Origin of the sequence: Streptomyces sporangiiformans (genome assembly GCF_005768555.2) — a bacterium.
GTDB lineage: Bacteria > Actinomycetota > Actinomycetes > Streptomycetales > Streptomycetaceae > Streptomyces > Streptomyces sporangiiformans.
The window spans coordinates 46,900-72,028 of record NZ_VCHX02000071.1 but is presented as its reverse complement, the minus strand read 5'-3'; the positions used below and the strand labels follow the sequence as shown (position 1 = coordinate 72,028).

Below are 25,129 nucleotides of genomic sequence, written 5' to 3'. Positions count from 1 at the left end.
CTCAGCCAGGGATGTGGTCGCCGTACGAGGTGACGGACAGGAAGCGGATCGGGAGTTCCACCAGTTCCTGTGGCCCGTGCGCGCCCTCACCGTCGAGTTGGAGGGCGTCCCCGGGGCGCATGGTGTAACTGGCCTCGCCGTGCCCGTAGATCATCTCGCCCTCCAGCATGTAGAGCAGCTCGGTGCCCGGGTGCTGGAAGAGGGGAAAGACCTCGCTCTGCTCGGTGAGGGTGACCAGGACGGCCTCCATGCGCTTGTGCGGGCCGCGCAGGGCGCCGAGGAGCTCGTAGAGGTGGCCGACCCGGCTGCCGCGGCGGACGATACGGGCGCCCTGCCCGGCCGGGACGAAGACCGCCTCGCGGTCGGCGTCCACCCCGCGGAACAGCGCGGTGACCGGCACCCCGAGACCGGTGGCGAGCCGGCCGAGCGTGGTGAGGCTGCACGAGGTCTGAGCGTTCTCGATCTTGGAGAGCATCGCTTTGGAGATCCCGACCCGAGCCGCCATCTCGGCCACCGAAAGGCCCGCGGCCGTACGGTACTCCCGCACCTGGCGGCCGATGACGACTTCGAGCTCCAGCTTCCGCGCCGCCTCAAGGGGGTCGACCTCGCGCTCCGGCAGGTCGACGGAGCGGTCGGGGAACACGGGGGTGTCCGGGTCAGGCGTCATACGGGCCATTGTGCCGCGACGGTGCGTCCCACCTGGGCCAGGTGGGCGGCCAACGTGAAGCGCGGCTCGGGCGGCGCCCCGCCCAGGGCCAAGTCCGTGGCCATCTCCCCGATGAGCGGCGCGAACTTGGCGCCGTGCCCGGAGCAGGGCGAACAGACGACCAGCGGGCCGAAGCGGTCGAGGACGAAGTCGTCGTTCGCCGTGGAGGTGTACAGACATGTGGCCTCGTTGAAGGGCTCCGGCACCAGGCCGGGCAGCCAGTCCCGTACGTAGGCGGTGATGCGGTCGCGCGCGGCCGGGTCGACCCTCCCGTCGCGGGTGCCCGCGGTGGTGGGGCCGCCGGCGTTGTGCTCGGCGATCTTGCGGCCGTCGTGCGGCCCGCCGTCCCGCCCGCCCGGGAGGCTGTACGTGTTGAGGGCGTCCTTGTGGACGACGACCGGCCAGGGATCTGCCACCGGGTCGCGGCGCGGGAAGTGGAAGATCTGCTGCTGGCTGACGGTCAGTTCGGGCAGGGGTACGAGGCCGCCCAGCAGGTCGGCCGCCCAGGCCCCGGCGGCGAAGACGGCCCGGCGCGCGGTGAGCGTCGCGCCCTCCGCCGTCTCCAGCCGCACCGCCTCCGCACCGGACGCACCGGACGCACCGGACGCACCGGACGCACCGGACGTACCGAGTTCACCGAGCGGGACGATGCGGCGTACGGCGGTGTGGTACCGGATGTCCGCCTCGCGTACACCGGCCCGTTCCAGGAAGGCGGCCACGGCTCCGGCCGCGTCGACCGTGCCCGCCTCGCGGTGGAACAGGACCGGACCGTCGAAGCGCAGCCCCGGCCAGCGCAGTGCCGCCTCCTCGGGCGGCAGCAGTTCATGCGGCACGGCGGCTGTCGCGAGGGCGTCCGCGAGGCGCTCCGGGTCGCGCAGTGGGCCGTGGTCGATGCCGCCGACGGTGCGTAGCAGCCGCGTGCCCGCGTCGGTCTCCAGCTCGCGCCACAGCTCCATCGCGCGGCCGGTCATCCGGAGGTACACCGGGTCCGGATAGGCGCGCCGGACGATACGGGCGCTGCCGTGCGAACTGCCCCGGTCGTGCCCGGCGCCGAACTGCTCCAGGACCGCCACGGACAGCCCGCGCCGGGTGGCGGCCCACGCGGTGGCCGCCCCCATCAGTCCCGCACCGACCACCGCCAGGTCGAACTCCGCAGTTACGGGGCTCACAACCCGGCCCCCGGCACCCAGTTCGTACCCGCGAGCGGGACCCGGGCCATGGCGGCCGCCTCAATGGTGAGGGCGACCAGGTCCTCGGGCTCCAGGTGCTGGAGGTGGGCCTTGCCGCAGGCGCGGGCGATGGTCTGCGCCTCCATGGTCATCACCCGGATGAAGTTGGCGAGGCGCCGGCCGCCCTCGACGGGGTCGAGCCGGGCGGAGAGCGACGGGTCCTGGGTGGAGATGCCCGCCGGGTCGCGGCCGTCCTGGTAGTCGTCGTAGTACCCGGCGGCCGAGCCGAGTTGGCGGTACTCGGCGTCGTACTTGGGGTGGTTGTCGCCCAGCGCGATGAGCGCGGCCGTGCCGATGGCCACCGCGTCCGCCCCCAGCGCCATGGCCTTCGCCAGGTCCGCGCCGCCGCGGATGCCGCCGGAGACGATGAGCTGGACCCGCCGGTGCACCCCCAACTCCTGCAGCGCCTGCACGGCTTGGGGGAGTGCGGCCAGCGTCGGGATGCCGACGTGCTCGATGAACACGTCCTGGGTGGCGGCCGTGCCGCCCTGCATTCCGTCCAGGACCACGACGTCCGCCCCTGCCTGGACGGCGAGCTTCACGTCGTAGTACGTGCGCGTAGCGCCGATCTTGACGTAGACCGGCTTCTCCCAGTCGGTGATCTCGCGCAGTTCGCGGATCTTGATTTCGAGGTCGTCCGGGCCGGTCCAGTCGGGGTGGCGGCAGGCGCTGCGCTGGTCGATGCCGCGCGGCAGGGTGCGCATGGCGGCGACCCGCTCGGTGATCTTCTGACCGAGGAGCATGCCGCCGCCGCCCGGCTTGGCGCCCTGTCCGAGGACGACCTCGATGGCGTCGGCCTTGCGCAGGTCGTCGGGGTTCATGCCGTAGCGGGACGGCAGGTACTGGTAGACGAGGTGCTTGGACTGGCCGCGCTCCTCGGGGGTCATGCCGCCGTCGCCGGTGGTGGTGGAGGTACCGGCCTCGGACGCGCCCCGGCCGAGGGCTTCCTTCGCCTGCGCGGACAGGGCACCGAAGCTCATGCCCGCGATCGTGACCGGGGTCTTGAGGCGCAGGGGATATGTGGCGTTGCGGTCGCCGAGCACGATGTCGGTGTCACAGCGCTCGCGGTAACCCTCCAGCGGGTAGCGGGACATGGACGCGCCGAGGAACAGCACATCGTCGAAGTGCGGGACCTTGCGTTTCGCGCCCCAGCCGCGGATGTCATAGATTCCGGTCTCGGCGGCGCGCTGGATGGCGTGGATGGTGGCGCGGTCGAAGGTCGCGGACTCGCGCAGGCCGTGGGATACGGGTTCCATGGCGAACTCCCTTAGTACGAACTCGAGTTGTCGACCTTGAAGTGGTACAGCTCTCGGGCGGAGCCGTAGCGCCGGAAGCCGGCCGGGTCGTCGTCGCGGTCGGCCGACTTCAGCAACTCGGCCAGTTCGGCGAGGTGTTCGTCCCGCATCTCCTTCTCCACGCAGTCCGCGCCGAGGGACTTGACCTTGCCCTGGACGTAGAGGCGGGCCTCGTAGAGGGAGTCGCCGAGGGCGTCGCCCGCATCGCCGCACACCACCAGGCGCCCGGACTGCCCCATGAAGGCGCTCATGTGCCCGACATTGCCGCCCACGACGATGTCCACGCCCTTCATGGAGATCCCGCAGCGGGCGGAGGCGTTGCCCTCGATGACCAGCAGGCCGCCGTGGGCGGTGGCACCGGCGGACTGGGACGCGCTGCCGCGCACCCGCACCGTGCCGGACATCATGTTCTCGGCGACGCCCGGGCCGACGTTGCCGTGGACGGTGACGGTGGCGCGCTGGTTCATGCCGGCGCAGTAGTAGCCCGCCGGGCCGTCGATGACGACGTCCAGCGCGGCGGTGAGGCCGACGGCGAGGTTGTGGGCGCCGTCGGGGTGGGTGACGCTCCACGACGTCCCCGAACTCGCCTGGTGAAGTGCTGAGTTGAGGTCTCGCACGGACTGCTGGGACAGGTCGGCCACAGTCGTCGTCAGCGCTGCCACGTGTAGACCTCCTCGGGCTCGGGCTCAAAGACGCGGGCGGACTCGATGCCCGGCAGATGGGCGAAGTAGCGGTACTCGGACGCCATCGCCACCCACGCGTCGGTCTCGGCGACGACAGCGGGCTTGCAGGCGATGGCGTCCCGGACGACGGCGAATGTGTCCCCCGTGGTCACCAGCAGCGTGTAGAAGCCGTCGAAGCGCTCGCACAGCAGCTTCAGCGCCTTCTCCAGATCGTGCCCGGCGGCGAGCTGGGCGGCCACGAAACGGGCACCGACCTCGGAGTCGTTCTCGCTGTCGAACTCGATGCCCTCGGCGCGCAGTTCGCGCCGGATGGTGGCGTGGTTGGCGAACGAGCCGTTGTGCACGAGGCAGACGTTCTCGTCGACGGAGAACGGGTGGGCTCCCTCCGGGGTGACCGCGGACTCCGTGGCCATGCGGGTGTGGGCGATGCCCTGCCGTCCGGTCGCCGCGCGCAGGTCGAACTCCTCGGCGAGCACGTCCGGGTGGCCGACGCCCTTCAGGACGGCCAGGCCGGTGCCGCGTCCGGTGATGACGGCCTGCGGGAAGGCGGCGCGTACGGCCTTCTCCAGATCGGCGACGGCGAGGGTGGGGGAGTGGACGACGGTGGACTGGCTGACGGTGACGGCGGCCGTGTCCCCGCCGATCCGGGCGGCGATCTCGGAGGCGGACGCGTCGCCCGGCGCGAGCAGGCTCACCGCCGAGTGGCCGGGCGGAGTGAGGCGCGCATCGCCGTACAGTGCGACACCGGCCGAGTCGGGACCGCGCTCGGCGGCCTGGTGAAGCATTCCGGTGAGCAGTTCGCCGAGCCTGGGCTCCAGCGAGGGATCGCGCACCTGGAGTCCTGCGATGCCGCACATGGGCATGACCTCCAAACAGCCAAGAGAACAGGGCGGTGTCAGACGGCGGTGAGATAGCGGTCGATCTCCCAGGGGGACACGGTGTTGTGCCAGCTGTAGAACTCCTCGCGCTTCAACTCCGCGTAGTAGTCGCTGACTCCGGCCTTCGCGTCGACGGCGTCGAGCACTCCGCGGACGATGTCGTCCCCCTCCAGCGCGTGCACCGCGTCGAGCAGGGTGCGCGGCAGCCGAAGACCGTCCTCGCCGAGTCCCGGCCGACCGGGGTCGAGCCTGCGGCGCACCCCGTCCAGGCCCGCGCCGAGCGCACCGGCCGCCGCGAGGTAGGAGTTCGCCGCACCGTCCCCGCCGCGCATCTCGACCCGGTGCGGGTCCGGCACACGCAGGAAATGCGTACGGTCGTTGCCGCCCCAGCTCGCCGTGCGCGGCGCCCAGGTGGCGCCGGAGGCGGTCGTGGTGGCGCCGGTGCGCTTGTAGGAGTTGACGGTGGGCGCGATGAGCGCGTGCAGCGCCGGGGCGTGGGCCAGCAGTCCGGCGCTGAAGTGGTACGCCTCGGGGCTGAACCCCATGCCGTACCGATCCGCGGGGCTGCCGTCGCCCGCCGGGAACAGCGCACGCTCGCCGTCCCACAGGGACAGGTGCATGTGCAGCCCGCTGCCGGTGCGGTCGGTGAACGGTTTCGGCATGAACGTGGCGGTCATCCCGCGCTGTTCGGCGAGGACCTGCACGATGTACCGCAGGGTGACCACGCGGTCGGCGGTGGTCAGCGCGTCCGCGTGATGGAAGTTCTGCTCGAACTGCCCGTTGCCGTCCTCGTGGTCGCTCGCGTACGGACCCCAGCCCAGCCGCACCATCGCCTCGGAGACTGCGGTGAGGTGGTCGTACATCCGGGTCAGCCCGCGGGCGTCGTAACAGGGTTGGGCGGCGTCATCGAGCCGGTCGGCCGTGGTGAGCGCACCATCGGCCCCCCGTTGCACCAGGAAGTACTCCACCTCGGCTCCGCTGACCAGCCGCGTGCCCTCGGCCGCCGCCTTCTCGGCGAGCGTCCGGAGGATCACGCGGGGCGCGAAGGCATACGGGCGGCCCTCGACGTGGGGGTCGCAGTGCACCATCCCCAGGCCGGGGCGGACGAAGGTGAGCGGGACGTACGAGGCCACGTCCGGGAGCGCCATCACGTCGGGGTCGCACGGCAGTTGGCCCATGGCCCCGGCGGCGTATCCCGCGAAGCCCACTCCCTCCCCCTCCAGTGCGTCCGCCGCCTCGACGGGCACGAGCTTGGCGCAGGGCTTGCCGGTCAGCGTGGTGAAGGTGGCGAGCAGGAACCGGACTCCGTCCGCCTTGGCGAGCGCGGCGAGTGACTGGGTGCCCGACGCGGGCGGAGTGGACATCGGCGGAACGGACACGGGCTCTCCCCGGGGTGGATGCGTTCACTGTCGTGACAATAAGTCTCACGTCAGGAAACACATAGAGCATGTCCCTTCTGTTGCCGTTCTGTTAACCGGGTCGGCCTCGCGGGTCCGCCTCTCGCTCAGCGCTGCCTATCGTCGATCCCCGCCATCAGCGCCTGTTGGCTGAGCCGTACGTGCTCGCGCATCACGCGCTCGGCACCGTCGCCGTCCTTGGCGAGGATGAGGTCGACCACGCGGCGGTGCTCGTTGTCCGATGCCATGAGGCGGCCGGGGCGGGACAAGGAGGCACGCACCAGTCGGGTGTACGCGAGCTGGTTCATCAGCGTGCGGTAGTGGGCTTCCAGCTTGCCGTTGTCGGCCCCGGTGACGATCAGACTGTGGAACTCGAAGACCAGCTCCGCGAACCGGTCGGTGTCACCGTCCCGGGCGGCCTCGTCCGCGGCGCGCATGTTGGTCTGCAGCAGGTCCAGTTCGGGCACGGTGCCCCGGAGGGCGAGCAGCCGGGCGGCGGCGCCCTCCAGCAGTTCCTTCATCTGGAACATCTCGGTCAGATCCCGCCGGGACGGCACCGCGACGAAGGTCCCGACCCGCGGCCGGATCTCCACGAGCCCCTCGATCTGCAGCTGTTTGAGAGCCTCGCGGATGGGCGTGCGACTTACTCCGAAGGTCTCGGACAGGGCCATCTCGGACAGGCTGGAGCGGGGTTCCAGCTCGCCGCTGATGATCATCCGGCGGAGTTCCTCGGCGACCTGGGCCTGCATGCTGGTCTGGCCCAGCCGCTTCGACCGCTTCGACGTGGGCTCTTGCGTGGTGCCTGACACCAGGTGTGAGCCTCGTGTTCCGTCACCAAACCCCGGCTCACGGCGTACGACTGCCATGCGAAGCTCCCTCAGGACTTGAGGATGAACGGGTCTCCGGCCGGCTCCTCGCTGGTGTTGACCCACACGCTCTTCAGCCGTGTGTATTCGCGGATGACCTCGGTGCCCTGCTCGGTGCCCGCCCCGCTGTTCTTGAACCCTGCCCGGGGCGACATCGGTGACATCGAGCGATAGGTGTTGACCCACACCGTGCCCGCCTCCAGCCGGGACGCCATGCGGTGGGCCCGGTTCAGGTCCCGGGTCCAGACGCCCGCCGCGAGGCCGTACGACGTGTCGTTGGCGAGCGCGACCGCTTCGTCCTCGGAGGCGAACGGCATCACTGTCGCGACCGGACCGAAGATCTCCTCCTGGCAGATCCGCATCGAGTTGTCGGTGCCGGTGAAGACGGTCGGGGAGAAGAAGTATCCGCCCAGCTCCGTCTTCGGCCGGATGCCGCCGCAGGCGATCGTGCCGCCCTCGGCCAGCCCGAGTTCCACGTACGACTCGACCTTCTCCAGCTGCGACGCGATGGCCAGCGGTCCCAACTCGGTGGTGTCCTCCAGCGGATCGCCGATCCGGATCGTCGCCGCACGGGCGGTGACACGGTCCAGGATCTCGTCGTACACCTCGCGATGGACCAGAACCCGGCTGCCGGCCACGCAGGTCTGGCCGGCCGCCGCGAAGATTCCGGCGATGACGCCCATGGCCGCCGAGCCGAGGTCGGCGTCCGGGAAGACCATGTTCGGTGATTTGCCGCCGAGTTCGAGGGTGCAGCGGACGAAGCGGTCGGCGCAGACACGGGCGATCCGGCGGCCGGTCTCGGTGGATCCGGTGAAGGTCACCTTGGCCACGCCGGGGTGCTCGGTCAGCGGTGCGCCGGCTGTGGCGCCGAATCCCGTGACCACATTGACGACGCCGGGCGGGAAACCGGCCTCGTCGAAGAGCGGGGCGAGCGCCAGCAGCGAGGCCGAGGTGTGTTCCGAGGGCTTGACGACCACGGTGTTCCCGGCGGCGAGAGCCGGGGCGAGCTTGGTGGCGGTGAGGAGGAGCGGGGAGTTCCACGGAGTGATGGCCCCGACGACGCCGACCGGTTCGCGCAGCGTGTAGTTGAGCAGTTCCCGGCTCGTACCCGGGATCACCTCGCCGTGGATCTTGTCGGCGAGTCCGGCGTAGTAGTAGAAGTACTCGGGCAGCCCGGCCAGTTGGGCGCGCATCTCGCGCAGCAGCTTGCCGTTGTCGAGCGTCTCGGTACGGGCCAGTTCCTCGGCGTGCTCGCCGATCAGGTCGCCCAGGTTGCGCAGCAGGCGGCCGCGCCGGGTCTGGCTCAGGTCACGCCAGCGCGGGTCCTCGAACGCGGTACGGGCGGCAGCGACCGCACGCTCGACATCCTCGGCGGTGCCGTGCGCTGCCGCGTACAAGGGTTGAGCGGTGGTCGGGTTGAGGCTCTCGAAGTACTCGCCCTCGGCGGGCTCGGTCCACTCGCCGGCGATGAAGTGCTGGTGGCGGGGGAGTTGGGTCATTCGGGACTCTCCTGTGGTCCGGTGTGCTGCAGGATCGCCCTCGTCAGGTCCCCTGGGCGTTCCAGCGGCAGCAGATGGCGCGCTCCCGGCAGGACCGTCGCGCGGGCACCGGGGATCTGCCCGGCGAGCCGCCGGGTCATCTCCGGGGTGGAGCCCGGGTCGTCGGCGCCGGTGATGGCCAGGGTGGGGGCAAAGATGCGGGGCAGTCGCGGCCAGAGCGCGGCGTCGGCTGTCGCGAAGACGTCGTAGCAGGCGAGGTACGAGGTGCGGTCGGTGGCCAGCAGCGTGCCCAGCACCGCCTCGGCCCGCGAGGGTTCCCGGACCCGCCACTCCGGTGCGAACCACCGCTCGACGGTCGCCCGTGCCGAGGCCTCGAAGTCCTCGGCGGCCCGTCGTCTGCGGCCGGCGACCGCCGACCGCTCCTCGGCGGAACGGTCGGCCACCGAGCTGACGAGGGTGAGCGAGGCGACCGACTCCGGCCGGGTCAAGGCGAGTTGCTGGGCCACCAGCGCGCCGAGGGAGAATCCGACCACATGCGTGGGGCCCTCCAGCAACGCGGCTACATCCTCGGCCAGTTCGCCAAGGGTGAGGCCGGCTGCCGCTGCCGGGGAAGCGCCATGTCCGCGCAGATCGACCAGCAGCACACGGTGCCGCGCCGCCAACGCCGCAAGGCACGGCCCCCACAACCCTCGGTCGAGCCCGACACCGTGCAGCAGCACAAGATCGGGTCCCTCGCCGTGGACTTCGTGGGCGAGGGACACCTGCCGCGGGCGCCACGTCGTGGCGGCCTCGGCCAGAGGGCTGTGGGCCGTTGCCTGCCGAACAGGCGGCTGGTGCGACACGGCGCCGAGAGGGCCGCCGAACCCGGGACGGGGAGCGAGCACCGAATCGGGCCGCGAGCCGCGCACCGTGCCGGACACCGCAAACGCGCCCGGTTCCGGTGTTGTGCCCGGCTCTGGTGCTGCCGTGCCTGGTCCGTGCGCCGCCACCGGCCTCGGCCCTGCCGCGCTCGGTGCCGACGCTCCCGCCGTCGCCGTCGTCGCCGCGTCGCTCACTGCTCGCTCGGTAGTGGGGCCAGCCGGGGCTGGTGGTGCGTGGGGCGAGGTTGCCGCGCCCGGTTCCGGTGCTGTGCCCGGCTCTGGTGCTGCCGCGATTGGTCCGTGCGCCGCAGCCGATGCCGGCCGCGCCGCGCCTGGCTCCGGTGCTGCCGCGACTGGTTCGGGCGCCGCAGCCGGTGTCGGCCTTGCCGCGCCCGGCCCCGGCCCTGCCGCGCTCGGTGCCGGCGTTCCCGTCGTCGCCGTCGTGGTTGCGTCGCTCATTGCTTGCTCGGTAGTGGGGTCGGCCGGGCTTGGCGGTGTGTGGGGCGAGGTTGCCGCGTCCGGTTCCGGTGCTGCCGTGCCTGGTCCGTGCGCCGCAGCCGATGCCGGCCGCGCCGCGCCTGGCTCCGGTGCTGCCGCGACTGGTTCGGGCGCCGCAGCCGGTGTCGGCCTTGCCGCGCCCGGCCCCGGCCCTGCCGCGCTCGGTGCCGGCGTTCCCGTCGTCGCCGTCGTCGCCGCGTCGCTCACTGCTCGCTCGACAGTGGGGCCAGTCGGGCCTGTGGTCGGCCCTGGGCCGCTGCGGCGAGGCCGATCACGATCTCGTCGTGGCGCGGTCCGTCCGGGACCCGGACCTCGATGCTCTGGTGGTGCGAGCGGATCGTGGCGTCGGTGACGTGCTTGAGCGGGATGTCGAAGACGGTGCCCGCCGCCGCCCGCTTTTCCACCGCCGGAAGCAGGGTGGTGGCGTTCGCCGCCTTGCGGAAGAAGTCGCCGAACTTGAGCGTGTGGATCAGCCCGGAGCCGTGCTCGATCTCCCCGTCCAGGCCCACGATCGCGGCCTTCCCGTACGCCTCGACTGGGGCGCCGAGCGCCTCGACCACCCTCGGAGCCAGCAACTCGCCCAGTTTCGGGGCGACTTCGTCGATGCCGGGCAGCAGGTCCTGCACATAGCCCTGCCCGGCCCACGGGTTCTCGATGATCGCGAGCACGACCGCCGTACGGGCCGGCGGATCGACCGGGCGGCCGCCCTCGGTATGGACGTCCTCGGTGTAGGTGATGATCTTGCGTACCTTCATGGCGCGGTCTCCAGATCGGCGAGGCGGACGACGGGGTCGGTGGCGCGGTCGCCGATCCGGGCGTTCGGGCGAGGGCCGGACGCGCCCGCCGCGACGAGGACGATCTCGTCCGGCCGGGGCGCGTCGGGGACGCGGATGTGCGCGGTCTGGTAGTGCGAGCGGGTGGCCGCCGCCGTCTTGTGCCACAGCGGTACGGTCAGCGGCTCCCCGGCCGGCAGCCGGTCGTCGCTGAAGACGATGATCGAGGTGCCCTCGACCAACTCGCGGAACACATTGCCGAAGAACGGGGTGTGGATCAGCGCGCCGCCGTGCTCGATCTCCCCGTCCAGCCCGACGATCGCCGCCTTGCCGAAGGCTTCGACCCGGTCGATCCCGCCCAGCGCCCCGATGACCCGATCCGCGAGCAGCCGGGCCAGCCCGGGTGCGATCCGCTCGACCTCATGCTGCAGGTCCGCCACGACACCGAGCCCGGCCCACGGATTGCGGATCACCGCCGCCGCGGCGATCCGGCGTACCGGCACCGCGACCGGGCGGCCGAGCTCCAGCAGCACCTCATCGGTGACGGTGACCACCTTGCGGACCTCAGGCGCCGACACCTTGCGCACGTCAGGCACCGGCGCCTCCGCCGGTGACGAACCGCGGCATGATCTTCTCGGCGAACAGCTCCAGGCTGCGCATCGCCTTGCGGTGCGGAAGGCCCGGGTGGGTGGTCCACAGCAGCAGGTGCTCGAGACCGACCTCGTCCCGCAGCTCGGCGACCTTCTCGGCGACGTACTCCGGCGTGCCCACCAGCAGATTGCGCGACCGCAGGAAGTCGAAGGACAGCTCGTGCGCGTCGGTCAGCTCCTCGCCCGCCTCCATCAGGTTGCCGAGCCCGCGCCAGTGCATGATCCACCGGTACGTGGTCATCAGCGACTCCTCGAAGTCGGCCCGCGCCTGCTCCATGGTGTCGGCGACGTAGACGTCCCGTACGAGGCCGATGCCCTCGCCGAGCGCGTACTCACGCCCCGAGGCCTCGCTCGCCGTGCTCCGGTACAGCTCGAATCGGTCCCTGAGCGCGGAGACCGGGGGCAGCCAGAACATGCCCTGGACACCGTCCGCGGCAGCCGCCCGGATCGAGCGGGGGCTGTCGATGACCTGCCACAGCGGTGGGTGCGGGCGCTGCAGAGGGAAAGGCGTGACCTGCATCTTCGTGATGACGCCGGCTTCGGTGTAGTCGGCGGTGGCGGGCGAGAGGGGGTGGTTCCACCGCACGCCGGGGGCGGGGAACTCGTAGAAGAGGCCCTTGTGCGAGAAGAACTCGCCGCTCCAGGCCTTGCGCAGGATCTCCACCGTCTCGTCGTACAGCGCGCGGTTGCGCTCCTGGTCGCGCGGGTCGGCCAGCGCGTTCAGGTTGAGTGCCTCGCGTCCGTACAGACCCCGGCCGAGGCCGACTTCGACGCGGCCACCGGAGAGCTGGTCGAGCAGGGCGATGTCCTCGGCGAGCCGCAGTGGATGCCAGAAGGTGGCGATGCTCGCGCCCTGGCCGATGCGGATGCGTTCCGTGCGGGCGGCGATGTCGGCGCCCATGAGGACCGGGTTCGGGGTGATTTCGAACGCTTCGTGCCCGAAGTGGTGCTCGGTGTACCAGGTGGACCAGAATCCGGCCTGTTCCGCGGCGAGCGCGAACTCCCGGGCCTCTTCCATGACTTGGGCGTACTCGCCGAGCCGTCCGGGCGCTCCGAGGTTGTGGAATATCGAGAACCGCATACGGCGTCCTTCCCGTATTTCCAGCTCGCGCTGTGCCATGGCAGCCGAGGCTAGGATGCCGGTTCCGGGGCGTCAAGCATTAATGACGGTGAAACAAAAGCTGACCTGCACAGTTAATAACTCTCCAGATCTTTCCAGGTGTCTGTGTTCCAAGGATTGACACCGATGGGTGCTTTCCTTACTGTCCCCTGCCATACAAGGCATGAGTGAGGGAGCAGCCGATGGCGGAAACCCTGGACCGGGCGACGCACATCCGCTCCGCCTGGCAGGCGGCCTGGGACCAGGGTCGGGTCGAGGCGCTCGACGAACTGCTCAGCCCGTCCTACGTACGACGCCGCGGACCTGCCGCCGCGCCGCAGGACCGCGAGCAGTTCAAGGACTCGGTCCGTGCCGTCCGCCTGGCGTTTCCCGATCTGCGGACCGAGATCGACGAGATCGTCGAGGGCGGGGACGGCGACCGACTGGCCATCCGGTGGCGCTCCACCGGCCACCACACCGGCGCTTTCCTCGGTGTGCCGCCCACCGGGAAGCCGGTGCAGGTGGCAGGTGCCACCTTCGCCCGCTTCGACGGGCCCAAGGTGGCCGAGGAGTGGGTGACCTTCGACTCCCGCCAGTTGTTGGAGGCGCTCGGCGTCATCACGACCACCGTGCAGGCGGCCGTGGACCCCGACCTCGTCCGTGGAGTGCACCGCAAGTTCATCACCGGTGTGACGGTGGTGACCACGGACGACGACGGCGCGCCGAAGGGGCTGGCCGTCAACGCCTTCTCCAGCATCTCGCTGGACCCGCCGATGGTGCTGGTCTGTGTCCAGCGCAGCTCGGCGACCCACCCGGCCCTGCACCGGGCGAGCCATCTCGGCATCAACATCCTCGCCGCCGACCAGCTGGACGTCGCCAGGATCTTCGCCTCCAAGGCGGACGACAAGTTCGCCGGACTGGCCTGGACCCCGGGAGGCTTCGGTGCGCCGCTGATCGACGGGTCGTGCGCCCAGCTGGAGGTGGAGATCGGGGAGCGGCTGGAGGCCGGCAGTCATACCGTTTTCACCGGCCGGGTGGTCTCCGCCCGCCACGAGGACCGGGCCCCACTGGTCTATGGCGGCGGCGGGTTCTTCGACATCTCCCACACCGCACCCCTGCCGTGGTGAGATCCGCCGGTCGGCCGACATCTCGCTCCGGACGGAACCTCGTGGCTGTGCGGCAGCGTCGCTCCGACGGCTTCACCCACACCTGCCTCGACCCGGGCATGGTCTCCCGCGGCGTTCACGATGCCGCCCAACCCGCCCTGATCACCGTCGAGTTGGCCGCCGCGTCGAGGCGGCGGCATCGTCGGACGGCAGCTGGGAGCCGCCGATTATTCGGGTTACCTAAAGTATCCCTCCGGTATTGACTGCTGCATACAGCGAATTCGCCGCTGTCGGTGTCAATTCCTCCGTTCCAGCGGCTCGATCCACCGTGTCGCCATCTTGGCATGCCATTTCCTCGACATCGAGGGTAAACGTCACAATCCAGTTTCGAGATGTAATCGAAACATTTCAGTGTGCTTAAGCGTAATAAAAGCGCTTCAGATTTCCCTTACCTGCGGAATTGAGGAGTCGGATGTCCAGAACAGCCAAGATTTTCGCGACAGTCGCGGTGGCCGGACTCGCGGTCAGCGCCTGCGGCGGCAACGCCTCGGGAGGCGCGGACGACAGCTCGTCCGGCGGCGGCACGCTCGTCATAGGCGTGGACCTGCCGCTTCAGGGCGCGTCCAAGGACGCCTCCGAGGCGACGGTCAACGCGATGCAGCTCTACCTGGACCAGACAGGGAGCAAGGCCGGCAAGTACAAGGTCAAGCTCAAGGTGTACGACGACTCGACCGCTGCCAAGGGTGCCTGGGACGACGCGACCTGTGCCAAGAACGCGCAGGATCACGTGGGCAACACCGAAGAAGTCGCGGTCATGGGCACCTACAACTCCGGCTGTGCGCAGATCATCGCCCCGGTTCTGAACCAGGACCCGACGGGCCCCATGCTGATGGTGTCGCACGCGAACACCAACCCCGGTCTGACAAAGGCATGGGACTCGGGAGAGCCGGAGAAGTATTTCCCGTCCGGCAAGCGCAGTTACGCCCGTGTCATCGCGACCGACGACTACCAGGGCGCGGCGGGAGCCCAGTTCGCGGCCAAGGATCTCAGCGCCAAGAAGTGCTACATCCTCAATGACAACCAGACCTACGGGCAGGGCGTCGGCAAGGCCTTCGAGGAAGAGGCGAAGAAGCAGGGCATCAAGGTGCTCGGCAACCAGGCGTGGGACGTCAAACAGCCCAACTACACCGCGCTGTTCACCAGCATCAAGTCCACGAACCCGGACTGCGTGTACCTCGCCGGAATCTTCGACAACAACGGCGGCCAGCTCGTCAAGGACAAGGTCAAGGTCCTCGGCGACAATTCCAAGGTGAAGCTCATCGCGCCCGACGGATTCAGCGGTTACCCCGAATTCGACGGACTGGCACAGGCCCAGGGCGCCTACATCACGTTCGCGGGCCTGACCGCCACCACCCTCCGCGAGGACGGCGGCCCCGGCGCCAAGCTGCTCGACGCCTACAAGAAGAAGTACGGTGCCGACCCGGCGACCAGCTACGCCCTCTACGGGGTCGAGGCACTGCAGGTGATCATGCAGGCGATCGAGAAGTCCGACGGCACCCGGAAGAGCATCACGGAGCAGGTCTTCTCGGGCAGCGGGATCAGCATCCCGGCCGACAAGTCGATCGTGGGCAAGAAGCTGGACATCTCCCCCAAGACCGGCGACGTCAGTGTCCGTGACATCTCGGTCCTCCAGCTCAAGGACAAGGAAGAGAAGTTCCTGAAGCCGTGGCCCGTCAGCTGAGCTGAGCTGAGGTTCGGGGCGGGCGCCACCCCATCCAGGTGACGCCCGCCCCGGACCGGCTTGTGGCCCTCTTCCCCAGCCCACAGCGTTATTCGACCTCGCGAGGACCTTCATGGCAGCAACTGCCACCAGCACCGCGGTGCCGGCCGCGATCGACCGCAAGGCGGTCATCCAGCGCTACGCCACGCACGTCATCCTTCTGGGCGTCGCCATCTGGCTCGGCGCCAACCTGATCAACTCCCCGTCACAGTTCTTCTCGGCGGGCATGGTCGGGCTCAACCTCGGCATGCTCTACGCGCTCATAGCCCTCGGCTACACCCTTGTCTACGGCATCATCGAGTTGATCAACTTCGCCCATGGCGACCTGTTCATGCTCGGCGCCCTGTTCAGCGGATTCCTGCTGACGACCGTCATGGGGCAGGAACACGCAGGTGTGCTCGGCATCGTGCTCCTGCTCGTCACGATCGTCGGCACCATGCTCTTCTGCGGCGGCATCAACGTGGCGCTCGAATTCGTGGCCTACCGCCGCCTGCGACGGGCTCCCAAGCTCGCGCCGCTGATCACCGCGGTCGGGATGAGCTTCGTCCTGCAGTTCGTCGGTCTGAAATGGAACGGCTCGACTCCCAAGCAGTGGCCGAGCGTTCTTCCCGAAGGTTCCTTCGGAGTGGGCAAGTTCCAGGTCGACTACAGCCTGCTGGTGGTCATCGCGGTGACCGTGCCGGTCCTGCTGCTGCTGCGCTGGGTGATCACCAGCACCAGGCAGGGCAAGGCCATGCGGGCGGTCGCCCAGGACCAGGACGCCGCGCGGCTGATGGGCGTCAGCGTGAACCGCACCATCTCCTTCACCTTCCTGATCGGCGGAGCGCTGGCCGGTACCGCGGGAGTCATGTACCAGCAGGTCGTGGGCACGACGGCGTACAACCTGGGATACCAGCTGGGTCTCATCGCCTTTGTCTCCGCGGTCCTCGGCGGCATCGGCAACATCGGCGGCGCTGTGCTGGGCGGCCTCCTGATCGGCCTCATCCAGGGCTTCAACGATGGTCTGCCGTTCGGTTTCGGGCAGAAATGGTCCCAGAGCGTCGTCTTCGCCATCCTCATCCTGCTGATGGTCTTCAAGCCCGAAGGCCTGCTCGGCAGACCGTCCACGGAGAAGGTGTAGCCATGGTGTCCGACGTTCCGAGCCGGGCGAGGCGGATGCCGGGCCTGGCCATACCGCACCGCATGCGCTGGCCGCTCGGGTACACCGCGGCAGCGGTCCTGGTGTTCCTTGCGTACTACTACGTGATCCCGAACCTCGGCGCCGGCGGTCAGACGTTCTTCCGGAACTGGCTGCCGCTCACCTCGATCAACGAGGCGCTCGTCTGGGTGATCTGCGCCCTCGGTCTGAACATCGTGGTCGGCTACGCCGGTCTGCTGGACCTGGGCTTCGTTGCCTTCTGGGCACTGGGCGGCTACACCGCGGGCTGGTTGATGTCCGGCTTCTTCCACCAGGTGAAGATCCATATCTTCGGCGGTGCGACGGCAACCGTTCCGGGTATCCACATCAGCTTCTGGCTGGTGCTCCTCATCGGAGCGGGGTTCTGCGCGTTGTGGGGTGTGATCATCGGCGCGCCCACGCTCCGCCTGAAGAGTGACTATCTCGCCCTGGTGACGCTCGGCTTCGGCGAGATCATCCCGCAGGTCTTCACCAACGGCGACAACATCGGCGGCTTCAACCTGACGAACGGCAGCAAGGGCATCACCCCGGTCGACCCGATCGGCATCGGCTCCACCCGCCTCGGGCCCTTCGACCTGGTGTGGAAGTACCTGATCTTCGTGCTGATCGCGGCCGTCGTCGTCTTCATCACGCTGCGACTGCGCGACGGCAGGCTGGGCCGCGCCTGGCTGGCCATCCGCGAGGACGAGCTCGCCGCGAGCATGATGGGCGTTCCGCTCATGCGCACCAAGCTCTCGGCCTACGCCGTCGGCGCGGTGGCGGGCGGCCTGGCCGGCGTCGCCTTCGCCACGCATGTCGGAGGCGTCCTGCCGGACCGGTTTAACTTCTCGATCTCCATCACGCTGCTGGCGATGGTCGTACTCGGCGGGATGGGCAACGTCTGGGGGGTCATGCTGGGAGCTCTCGTCCTCGCCTGGGTCAACTCGACCGGCCTGCCGCAGTTCGGGTCGTCCTTCAACGAGGAGTTCGGGACGAACATCAACTTCCCCTCGTACAACTTCCTGCTGTTCGGCGGCATCCTCGTCCTGATGATGCTGTTCCGGCGCGAAGGCATCCTGCCGGAGTCGCGGACCCGGCTGGTACTGCACGAACCCAGCCGGACCGACATGGAGTCGCTTGGCGCCGACATGGAAGCGCCCGCTCCCGAGCTGGACGAAAGCGCATCGCTCAAGACCGCCATCGCCGAAGGGCCGGTCATCGCCGACGAAACGGGAACGGGAACGGGAATGGGGGAGAAGGTATGACGACGAGTCCGCAGACAGACGCATCGCTGGACGCGGGGACGGTGAAACTGCACGCCGACCGCATCACCGTGAAGTTCGGCGGCCTGGTCGCCGTCAACGACGTCAGCTTCACCATTCCCGGGCAGTCGGTGGTCAGCCTGATCGGGCCCAACGGGGCGGGCAAGACGACGTTCTTCAACGTGCTCACCGGCCTCTACCGGGCGACCAGCGGTCGGGTGGTCCTGGGCGAGACGGACATCACCAACCTCGTCCCGCACCGGATCGCCGCCCTCGGCATGGCCCGTACGTTCCAGAACATCCGGCTCTTCGGTCTGATGACGGCCGAGGAGAACGTCAAGGTCGCCATGCACTCCAAGCTGCACTCGGGGCCCTTCCACACCATCGTGCGCACCCCCCGCCAGCGCCGCGAGGAGCGCAAAGCCCAGGAGATGGCACGGGAGTTGCTGGAGTTCGTCGGCATCGGCAAGGTCGCGAACGAGTACGCGCGCAACCTCTCCTACGGCGACCAGCGGCGGCTGGAGGTCGCACGGGCACTCGCGCTCGAGCCGAGCATCCTGCTCCTCGACGAACCGACCGCCGGCATGAACCCCCAGGAGTCCGGCCGGTTCACCCAGTTCGTCCACCGGGTGCGTGACGAGAAGGACCTCTCGGTCCTGCTCATCGAGCACGACATGAGCGTCGTCATGCAGGTCTCCGACCGGATCACCGTGCTCGACAGAGGAGAGAAGATCGCCGAAGGCAGCCCGGACGACATCAGGTCCGACACCCGGGTCATCGAGGCGTATCTCGGCAAGTCCGGAAGGGACAAGACCACATGAGCGGCGCAGGCGGCGTGATCGAGACGCGCGAACCGATGCTCGAACTCGACGAGATCCACGTCTACTACGGCAACATCGCCGCGGTGAAGGGCCTGTCGCTGACCGTCTACCCCGGCGAGATCGTCACCCTGATCGGCTCGAACGGCGCGGGCAAGTCCACCACCCTGCGGGCCATCTCCGGCCTGTTGCCGGTGCGTCGCGGCACCATGACCTTCCTGGGCCGGCAGCTCAACGGCGTGCCCGATCACGAAGTCGTCCGACGCGGCATCGCCCACTCGCCGGAGGGCCGGCGGATCTTCCCCCGGATGACCGTCGACGAGAATCTCGACATGGGCGCGTTCCTGCGCAAGGACAAGGAAGCGATCGCCGCGGACCGGGAGATGATCCTCGAACTCTTCCCCCGGCTCCGGGAACGCCTCGACCAGAAGGCGGGCACCATGTCCGGCGGTGAGCAGCAGATGCTCGCCGTCGGGCGGGCGATGATGGCGAGGCCGCAACTGCTCCTGCTCGACGAGCCCTCCATGGGTCTCGCCCCGGTGCTCGTCGACGTCATCTTCGAAACGATCGTCCGGATCCGCGAGCAGGGCACCACGGTGCTGCTCGTGGAGCAGAACGCGCTGGCCGCACTCGATGTCGCGGACCGCGCCTACGTCCTGGAATCCGGCTCCCTGAAACTCCACGGTCCCGCGGACGAACTGGCCGAGGACCCGGAGATCGTCAAGGCCTACCTCGGAGGATGAGCGAGCGGCCGCCTGAATCACCCCGGGTGCACGGGCGCGTCCGTCCGACGTGACGCGCCTGCGCGCCCGGGGTGCCGCTGCCTCGGGGACACGGTGCGAAACCACGGGCACAAGGCATGAAGTCGGAGGTGGCGCGGCAGTGACGAGTGTGGTGGTTGCCGGGGCCGGGGTGATCGGACTCGCCGTGGCGTACCGCCTGGCCGGGGACGGGCACGCGGTCACGGTCGTCGAGGCGGCGGGCCGTGCGGGATCGGGGGCCTCCTCGCACAACGCGGGGTGGATCACACCGGCCTTGTCGACGCCGGTGCCGGGGCCCGGGATGGTGTCGCAGGCCCTGCGCTGGATGCTCCGCAACGACAGCCCGCTCTACATCCGGCCGAGCCCCGACCCCGCACATCTTCGTTTCCTCCTGCGCATGCTCCGGTACTGCAATCCCCGCGACTTCCAGCACGGGGCGGAAGCGCTGGCCACGCTCAACTCGCGGACCACGGAACTGCTGGATGCCTACGAAACCGACGGCGTCGCATTCGAGCATCACCGTGCGGGGCTGCTGCTGGCCTTCCGGACGCGAGAGGCGATGCGGCACCACGCCGTGGACGCATCGCCCCCCGGGCTCTCCGGCGACGAGGTCCGAGACCTCGAACCCGCCCTGGGCGAGCAGGTAAAGGGCGGGGTCCTGTACCCGGAGGAGCGGCACGTCGACCCCGCGTCGCTGGCCGCCGGTCTGGAATCCGCCTGCCGCGGACGCGGCGTCCGCTTCCGGTACGACAGCCCGGTGACCGCCGTAAGGAGCCGGGGCTCCGCCGTGTCGGCGTTGGTGGCCGGGGGAGAGGACATCGAGGGCGAGGTGTTCCTGCTCGCGGCCGGGGTGCGGACGGCCGGGCTGTCCCGGCTGGCGGGCTGCCCACTGCCCATCCGGGCGGGCAAGGGGTACGGGTTCGACGACACGAGCGGGTCCGTGCCGCTGCGGCACGCCGTCTATCTCAGCGAGGCCAGGGTGGCGCTCACCCCGCTCGCCGGACGGGTGCGGTTCGCCGGAACGATGGAACTCGGCAGTGCGGAAGGCACGGTTGACGCACATCGTCTGCGCGGCATCGTGCGCTCCGCCGGCGCGTATCTGAAGGGTGGGTATCCGCAGGGCGGGTGTCCGGAAGGCGCTTATCTGGAGGGCGGGTGTCCGAAGGATGGGGCGCCCGCCTCCCCGCCACGAGCCTGGACCGGGGCGCGGCCGATGACCCCCGACGGCCTGCCGGTCGTCGGCCCGCTCCCCGGACGGGACAACGTCCTCGTGGCGAGCGGCCACGCGATGCTCGGCGTCACCCTGGCCCCCGCCACCGCGGAGCTCATCACCGAGATGGTGAACGCGGGCCTGGGTGCCGGCGCGCTGCCGGACGCCGTCCGGCCGTTCCTGCCGGACCGATTGGTGACCCGGTACCGGCGGCCCGGCGCGCGGACCACGTGAACGCGATACCGGACATGACGCGGTCGCAGCGACTCGGCGTGCTGATGGGAACCGCCTCCGCCGTCCTGGTCGGCGTGTCCTTCGTGGCGAGCAGCCTGATGGCGCACTACCCGTTCCTGGGCGGGCAGTCGGTGCGGTACGCCCTCGGATTCCTGGTGCTGGCCGTGCTCTGTGCCCGGCGGGGGTGGGCACCGGTCCGCCGGCTCACCCTCCGGCTGTGGGTGCGGCTCGCTCTGGTGACGGCGGGGGGCCTGGTGGGGTTCAACGTGGCGGTGCTCAACGCCGAGCGCACCGCCGAGCCCGCCGTTCCCAGCGTCGTGGTGGGGTGCACACCGGTCGTGGTGGCGATACTGGCGCCGCTGATGGAGTCGCGGCGGCCTTCGGGCCGGGTGGCCTGCGGAGCGCTGGTGGTGGCGGCGGGGGCAGCCGTGGTCCAGGGGCTGGGACGGACCGACGCGGCCGGCCTGGTCTGGTCACTGGCGGCGATGAGCGGGGAAGTGGTCATGGCCCTGTTCGTGGTGCCCGTACTGAGGGCCCTGGGGCCGCTGCTGCTGACCACCTGCGCCTGCGCGATCGCCTCGGTGGAGGCGGCCGTGCTGGGGCTCGCCCTGGACGGCCGGGCGTGGGTACGGATGCCGGACGGCGTGGAGGCGGCGGCACTGGCGTGGCAGGTCCTCGCGGTGACGGTCCTGGGAATCGTGCTGTGGTTCGGGGCGATCCACCGCATCGGGGCAGTGGGCATGGCACTGTTGTCCGGGCTGATCCCTGTCTCGGCCGCGCTGACGGCACCGATCGTGGGCACGGGAAGCTTCGGTCCCGGACAGCTGCTCGGAAGCCTGCTCGTCGCCGGCGGCGTGGCGCTCGGCGCCTCGTCCGCCGCGGGGGACGCGCCCGGGCAGGTCCCCGTGACGAGGAAGCGAGAGCAGATGCCGGAAGAAACGCCCGAGGAAATGTCCGAAGACGTGCACGACGACATGCCCGACGAACTGCCCGAAGAGATCCTGTTCCTGTCCCGCAGCCAGGTGGCAATCCTCTTCGATCCCGACACGGCGATCGACTCCCAGCGCGTGGCCTTCGCCGCCCTGGGCAACGGGACCGCCGAACTGCCGGACAAGATCCACTACTCCAGCCGCTTCGACGGCTCGATCGTCTTCTGCTACGCCTCCCGCCTGTCGGCGGACACCGGCGCGGTCAGCAAGTTCGGCAGCGTCAACGAGGGCAACACCGCACGCGGGCTGCCCAACGTCCACGCCCTGATCACCGTGCTCGACCCGGAGACCGGCCGGCCCGTCGCCGTGATGGACGGGACCACGGTGACGACCCTGCGCACGGCCGCGGGCAGCGCCCTCGCCGTCGACGCTCTCGCTCGCCCGGACGCCACCCGCCTCGCGGTCATCGGCTCCGGAGTACAGGCCCGTGCTCACGTACGCGCCATCGCCCGGGTACGCGCGCTGCGGTCGGTGCGGATCTGGAGCCCCACACCGGAGAACCGCCTGGCTGCCGCAGCCGAACTCGCCGCCGAGCTGGGCATCGAGGGCATCGAGGTGGAGGCCGCAGCCACCGCCGAGGACGCGGTGGCGGACGCACACATCGTCGCCGCGTGCACCCTCAGCGAAGAGCCCGTCGTCCTCGGCTCCTGGCTGTCGAAGGGCTGCACCGTCGTGAGCGTCGGGTCCGTCGAGCCCACGCGCTGCGAGACCGACGCGGAGGTACTGCGCCGGGCGAGCGCCGTCGTCGTCGACGACCCCGCCACCGTCGCGGTGCAGTGCGGGCCGGTGGTGACGGCTCTGCGGTCCGGAGACATCGGACGGCAGGATCTCGTGGCCCTCGGCGATGTCGTCGTGGGCCGCGCGGCCGGCCGCACCGATCCCGACGACATCGTGTTCTACGGCAGCGTCGGCCTGGGCGTGCAGGATGCCGCGGCGGCCTGGGCGGTGATCCACCGGGCACGCCGCGGGGGCCCAGCCCCGGCCGACCGCAGCCGTTCCGGGAGGGCTCTCCCGCCGTTGGAAAGTACGTCCGGGTGAGTCAGCGGACGGTGAGACCGCCGCTGACGACCAGGGTTTCGCCGGTCATGCAGTAGCCGCGGCAGAGCGTCCATACCCAGTCGGCGATCTCCTCCGGGCGTGCCGCCCGGCCGAGGGGAACGGTGGCGACGGCCTGCTCGATGCGCCCGCCGACACGGGCGCCGGGGTGTTGACCAGTGGACAACGCTCAGTGGGCGAGGAGGCCGCCATCGATGACGATCTCCGTTCCGGTCGTGAAAGCGGAGTCGTCGGAGGCGAGATGGGCGACCGCACCGGAGATCTCCCGGAGGTGGGCCCGACGGCCCATCGGGGTCTGCGGCACCACGCCGCCCTCTTTCTCGTTCGCGTTCATGGGAGTGCTGACCCCTCCGGGACAGATCGCGTTGACCCGGATACCGTCGGCGGCGAGTTCGAGCGCGGCGGTCCTGGTGATCGCGCCCAGCGCCGCCTTGCTGGCGCAGTACGCGACGTGACCGACGGCCCCGACGATCCCGGAGACCGACGAGACGTTGACGATGGATCCGCCTCCGCTCTCGCGCATCAGCGGTACGACGGCCTGGATGCCCAGCAGCGGGCCGGTGGTGTTGACCGCGAGGGTGGTGTTCCAGTCCTCGATGCGCTCTTCGAGCAGCGGGTTCACATGGATGATCTTCGCGTTGTTCACCAGCACGTCCAGGCGGCCGAAGGCGTCCCGGACGACGGTGACGGCCCGCGCCCAGTCCGGCGGCGAACTCACATCGAGGTGGAGGTACTCCACGTCGAGGCCGCGCTGACGCAGCCAGGCCGCTTCGGCCTTGCCCACGTCGTCCTGGACGTCGCATGCGAGGACGCGCGCTCCCTCGGCGGCGAGACGTCGGGCATGCGAGGCCCCCTGGCCACGGGCCGCGCCCGTGACGATGGCGGTTCTCCCGGAAAGGCGTGCACTTGTTCTCAACGGGCACCTCCTGTGGCGCCGCGCGCGAGCGGGCCGAGCGCCTTGTGGGTGGCGTCCATTTGCTTCAGCCACACCTTCCGTACGATGTCGATCCGCGCGTCCGGGGTCTGCCGGCCGCTGAAGAAACCGGACAGCGCGACACAATCGCGCTGCTGCAGCTCCAGGAAACGGGCGACGAGCTTCGCCTGGGCCGAGTAGACGGGCAGTTGGGGACCGCGGGGCGCGGCGAGGCCGATGAAGAAGAGCCGCTCGAGGCCGACGGGGACGGTGAGCCCGGCGACCCGCAGCGGGGTGCGCTCCTGCCAGGTCAGCAGGCCGGGGTCGAGGAACGGGAACGAGGTCTTGAACCCGGTGGCCCAGACGACGGTGTCGATCTGCGTGGCCGAGCCGTCGGTGAAGTGCACGGTAGGGCCGTCGAACCGCTCGATGCCCGGCCGGACGGTGATCCGGCCGTGCTGGATCCAGTACAGCAGCAGGTTGTTGACGACCGGGCGCTGCTTGTTGAGGTTGCGGGTGACGGGCTCGGGCAGGCCCCGGTAGGCGGTGGGCGGTCCGACAGCGATGTTGATGAGCGCCCGGGTGAGGCGTTCCTGCGCGAAGGAGGGAAGCCTGGTCAGCCAGCGCAGCTCCGCGCGGGGTTTCCCGAACAGCGCCTTGGGCTGGAACACCTGGCCGTGCCGTACGGAGATGTTCGCGTCCAGCCGGGCATGGGCGGCGTCCACCACCAGATCGCATCCGGAGTTGCCGGCGCCCACCACCAGGACGCGGCGGCCCTCGAGGTCGGCGGCGTTGCGGTAGTTCGCGGAATGGATCTGCTTGCCGGTGAACTTCCCGTCGTAATCCGGTATGTAGGGGTCGGTCAGGTGACCGTTGGCGACGAGGACCGCGTCGTACTCCCTGATGTCGCCGTCGGACGTCTCGACCGTCCAGCCGTCCCAGCCGTCCCGGCCGGCGGGGCCGACGGGCTTCACCCCCGTCACCTCGGTGCCGAAGCTGATCCGCTCGCGCAGCCCGTGGTGCTCGGCGAAGCTCTCCAGGTAGGCCCGCATCTGGTCACGGCTGGGGTAGACGGGGTAGTCGGCCGGCATGGGGAACCCGTCGAAACCGGACACGTCGCGCGAGGTGATCAGGTGCAGCGAGTCGTAGTCGGTGTGCCAGTGTCCGCCGACCCGGTCGGTGCGTTCGAAGCAGTCGACGGCGAATCCGCGGTCGGTGAGGACCTGGAGCGCCGCCAGGCCGGCGGCGCCGGCTCCGATGACGCAGTAGCGCGGTGAAGTCATGGTGAGGCTCCCTCGCTGTCGACCCCCTCGACCCCTGACGCGAGTATGGGGAACCTTCACCCATCGGTACACCCTCGATTTCCCTTGGCTGCCCAAGGCTGAACCTATGGGTGGGCGGCGGCAGCGAC

23 protein-coding genes are annotated in these 25,129 nt (G+C 70.0%); 8 read left to right on the top strand and 15 right to left on the bottom strand.

Going from position 1 to position 25,129, the window contains the following annotated elements:
* Position 1: 1 nt before the first annotated feature.
* The 12 genes from FGD71_RS07145 to FGD71_RS07085 form a co-directional block, all read right to left on the bottom strand.
* Positions 2-667: a helix-turn-helix domain-containing protein gene (locus FGD71_RS07145; protein WP_119099537.1), complete on the bottom strand. Its 666-nt coding sequence runs from the start codon at positions 665-667 to the stop codon at positions 2-4.
* On the bottom strand, positions 664-1,875 hold the full coding sequence (locus tag FGD71_RS07140) for an FAD-dependent oxidoreductase (protein ID WP_240436441.1): 1,212 nt from the start codon (positions 1,873-1,875) through the stop codon (positions 664-666). Before FGD71_RS07140 ends, FGD71_RS07145 begins: the two co-directional genes overlap by 4 nt.
* Positions 1,872-3,191, bottom strand: coding sequence for an FMN-binding glutamate synthase family protein (locus tag FGD71_RS07135; RefSeq protein WP_119099536.1), 1,320 nt, complete (start codon positions 3,189-3,191; stop codon positions 1,872-1,874). The genes FGD71_RS07140 and FGD71_RS07135 overlap by 4 nt, the downstream gene beginning before the upstream one ends.
* 11 nt (positions 3,192-3,202) lie before the next feature.
* Positions 3,203-3,892 (bottom strand): glutamate synthase, encoded by a 690-nt coding sequence (locus FGD71_RS07130; RefSeq protein ID WP_119099535.1) that lies wholly within the window; start codon positions 3,890-3,892, stop codon positions 3,203-3,205.
* Complete coding sequence (locus tag FGD71_RS07125) at positions 3,880-4,770, bottom strand: class II glutamine amidotransferase domain-containing protein (protein ID WP_119099534.1); 891 nt, start codon at positions 4,768-4,770, stop codon at positions 3,880-3,882. Before FGD71_RS07125 ends, FGD71_RS07130 begins: the two co-directional genes overlap by 13 nt.
* A 38-nt stretch (positions 4,771-4,808) precedes the next feature.
* On the bottom strand, positions 4,809-6,170 hold the full coding sequence (glnT, locus tag FGD71_RS07120) for a type III glutamate--ammonia ligase (protein ID WP_244951204.1): 1,362 nt from the start codon (positions 6,168-6,170) through the stop codon (positions 4,809-4,811).
* Between the two features lie 125 nt (positions 6,171-6,295).
* Positions 6,296-6,997 (bottom strand): GntR family transcriptional regulator, encoded by a 702-nt coding sequence (locus FGD71_RS07115; RefSeq protein ID WP_240436440.1) that lies wholly within the window; start codon positions 6,995-6,997, stop codon positions 6,296-6,298.
* Positions 6,998-7,065: 68 nt separating this feature from the next.
* On the bottom strand, positions 7,066-8,553 hold the full coding sequence (locus FGD71_RS07110; RefSeq protein WP_119099532.1) for an aldehyde dehydrogenase: 1,488 nt from the start codon (positions 8,551-8,553) through the stop codon (positions 7,066-7,068).
* Positions 8,550-9,395, bottom strand: coding sequence for an alpha/beta fold hydrolase (locus FGD71_RS48505; protein WP_240436439.1), 846 nt, complete (start codon positions 9,393-9,395; stop codon positions 8,550-8,552). The genes FGD71_RS07110 and FGD71_RS48505 overlap by 4 nt, the downstream gene beginning before the upstream one ends.
* 719 nt (positions 9,396-10,114) lie before the next feature.
* Entirely contained in the window at positions 10,115-10,666 is a 552-nt protein-coding gene (locus FGD71_RS07095; RefSeq protein WP_119099531.1) for an amino acid synthesis family protein, read from the bottom strand.
* On the bottom strand, positions 10,663-11,280 hold the full coding sequence (locus tag FGD71_RS07090; RefSeq protein WP_240436438.1) for an amino acid synthesis family protein: 618 nt from the start codon (positions 11,278-11,280) through the stop codon (positions 10,663-10,665). Before FGD71_RS07090 ends, FGD71_RS07095 begins: the two co-directional genes overlap by 4 nt.
* Positions 11,273-12,454, bottom strand: coding sequence for an LLM class flavin-dependent oxidoreductase (locus FGD71_RS07085; RefSeq protein WP_240436437.1), 1,182 nt, complete (start codon positions 12,452-12,454; stop codon positions 11,273-11,275). The genes FGD71_RS07090 and FGD71_RS07085 overlap by 8 nt, the downstream gene beginning before the upstream one ends.
* 182 nt (positions 12,455-12,636) lie before the next feature.
* Here FGD71_RS07085 and FGD71_RS07080 point away from each other — a divergent pair, with 182 nt between their 5' ends.
* The 8 genes from FGD71_RS07080 (at position 12,637) to FGD71_RS48500 (ending at position 22,787) form a co-directional block, all read left to right on the top strand.
* Positions 12,637-13,560 carry a flavin reductase gene (locus tag FGD71_RS07080; RefSeq protein WP_119099529.1) on the top strand — a complete coding sequence of 308 codons (924 nt, stop codon included), beginning with the start codon at positions 12,637-12,639 and terminating at the stop codon, positions 13,558-13,560.
* A gap of 451 nt (positions 13,561-14,011) precedes the next feature.
* Positions 14,012-15,280, top strand: a complete 1,269-nt coding sequence (locus FGD71_RS07075; RefSeq protein ID WP_119099528.1) for a branched-chain amino acid ABC transporter substrate-binding protein — start codon at positions 14,012-14,014, stop codon at positions 15,278-15,280.
* Positions 15,281-15,392: 112 nt separating this feature from the next.
* Positions 15,393-16,439 carry a branched-chain amino acid ABC transporter permease gene (locus FGD71_RS07070; protein ID WP_119099527.1) on the top strand — a complete coding sequence of 349 codons (1,047 nt, stop codon included), beginning with the start codon at positions 15,393-15,395 and terminating at the stop codon, positions 16,437-16,439.
* Positions 16,440-16,441: 2 nt separating this feature from the next.
* Positions 16,442-17,740, top strand: a complete 1,299-nt coding sequence (locus FGD71_RS07065; RefSeq protein ID WP_205571100.1) for a branched-chain amino acid ABC transporter permease — start codon at positions 16,442-16,444, stop codon at positions 17,738-17,740.
* Complete coding sequence (locus FGD71_RS07060) at positions 17,737-18,558, top strand: ABC transporter ATP-binding protein (RefSeq protein WP_119099526.1); 822 nt, start codon at positions 17,737-17,739, stop codon at positions 18,556-18,558. Before FGD71_RS07065 ends, FGD71_RS07060 begins: the two co-directional genes overlap by 4 nt.
* Complete coding sequence (locus FGD71_RS07055) at positions 18,555-19,298, top strand: ABC transporter ATP-binding protein (protein WP_240436436.1); 744 nt, start codon at positions 18,555-18,557, stop codon at positions 19,296-19,298. The genes FGD71_RS07060 and FGD71_RS07055 overlap by 4 nt, the downstream gene beginning before the upstream one ends.
* A gap of 139 nt (positions 19,299-19,437) precedes the next feature.
* Positions 19,438-20,760 carry an NAD(P)/FAD-dependent oxidoreductase gene (locus tag FGD71_RS07050; RefSeq protein WP_119099525.1) on the top strand — a complete coding sequence of 441 codons (1,323 nt, stop codon included), beginning with the start codon at positions 19,438-19,440 and terminating at the stop codon, positions 20,758-20,760.
* Positions 20,761-20,774: 14 nt separating this feature from the next.
* Positions 20,775-22,787 (top strand): EamA family transporter, encoded by a 2,013-nt coding sequence (locus tag FGD71_RS48500; RefSeq protein WP_240436435.1) that lies wholly within the window; start codon positions 20,775-20,777, stop codon positions 22,785-22,787.
* A 1-nt stretch (position 22,788) separates the two neighbouring features.
* Here FGD71_RS48500 and FGD71_RS07035 read toward each other — a convergent pair whose 3' ends face one another.
* The 3 genes from FGD71_RS07035 to FGD71_RS07025 are packed head-to-tail and all read right to left on the bottom strand — an operon-like array spanning position 22,789 to position 25,001.
* The gene (locus tag FGD71_RS07035) at positions 22,789-22,971 is read right to left on the bottom strand and encodes an SDR family oxidoreductase (protein WP_119099524.1); all 183 of its coding nucleotides are present in this window, start codon (positions 22,969-22,971) and stop codon (positions 22,789-22,791) included.
* 3 nt (positions 22,972-22,974) lie between these two features.
* On the bottom strand, positions 22,975-23,721 hold the full coding sequence (locus FGD71_RS07030) for an SDR family NAD(P)-dependent oxidoreductase (protein ID WP_119099523.1): 747 nt from the start codon (positions 23,719-23,721) through the stop codon (positions 22,975-22,977).
* On the bottom strand, positions 23,718-25,001 hold the full coding sequence (locus tag FGD71_RS07025; RefSeq protein WP_119099522.1) for a flavin-containing monooxygenase: 1,284 nt from the start codon (positions 24,999-25,001) through the stop codon (positions 23,718-23,720). The genes FGD71_RS07030 and FGD71_RS07025 overlap by 4 nt, the downstream gene beginning before the upstream one ends.
* Positions 25,002-25,129: the final 128 nt, after the last annotated feature.

Excerpts from the sequence above, each read along its gene's own strand:
- FGD71_RS07070 (WP_119099527.1), top strand. The coding sequence starts at position 15,393 with ATGGCAGCAACTGCCACCAGCACCGCGGTGCCGGCCGCGATCGACCGC.
- FGD71_RS07025 (WP_119099522.1), bottom strand. The coding sequence starts at position 25,001 with ATGACTTCACCGCGCTACTGCGTCATCGGAGCCGGCGCCGCCGGCCTG.
- FGD71_RS07055 (WP_240436436.1), top strand. The coding sequence starts at position 18,555 with ATGAGCGGCGCAGGCGGCGTGATCGAGACGCGCGAACCGATGCTCGAA.
- FGD71_RS07080 (WP_119099529.1), top strand. The coding sequence starts at position 12,637 with ATGGCGGAAACCCTGGACCGGGCGACGCACATCCGCTCCGCCTGGCAG.
- FGD71_RS07060 (WP_119099526.1), top strand. The coding sequence starts at position 17,737 with ATGACGACGAGTCCGCAGACAGACGCATCGCTGGACGCGGGGACGGTG.
- FGD71_RS07110 (WP_119099532.1), bottom strand. The coding sequence starts at position 8,553 with ATGACCCAACTCCCCCGCCACCAGCACTTCATCGCCGGCGAGTGGACC.
- FGD71_RS07085 (WP_240436437.1), bottom strand. The coding sequence starts at position 12,454 with ATGGCACAGCGCGAGCTGGAAATACGGGAAGGACGCCGTATGCGGTTC.
- FGD71_RS07075 (WP_119099528.1), top strand. The coding sequence starts at position 14,012 with ATGTCCAGAACAGCCAAGATTTTCGCGACAGTCGCGGTGGCCGGACTC.
- FGD71_RS07095 (WP_119099531.1), bottom strand. The coding sequence starts at position 10,666 with ATGAAGGTACGCAAGATCATCACCTACACCGAGGACGTCCATACCGAG.
- FGD71_RS07145 (WP_119099537.1), bottom strand. The coding sequence starts at position 667 with ATGACGCCTGACCCGGACACCCCCGTGTTCCCCGACCGCTCCGTCGAC.
- FGD71_RS07125 (WP_119099534.1), bottom strand. The coding sequence starts at position 4,770 with ATGTGCGGCATCGCAGGACTCCAGGTGCGCGATCCCTCGCTGGAGCCC.
- FGD71_RS07065 (WP_205571100.1), top strand. The coding sequence starts at position 16,442 with ATGGTGTCCGACGTTCCGAGCCGGGCGAGGCGGATGCCGGGCCTGGCC.
- FGD71_RS07135 (WP_119099536.1), bottom strand. The coding sequence starts at position 3,191 with ATGGAACCCGTATCCCACGGCCTGCGCGAGTCCGCGACCTTCGACCGC.
- FGD71_RS48500 (WP_240436435.1), top strand. The coding sequence starts at position 20,775 with ATGACGCGGTCGCAGCGACTCGGCGTGCTGATGGGAACCGCCTCCGCC.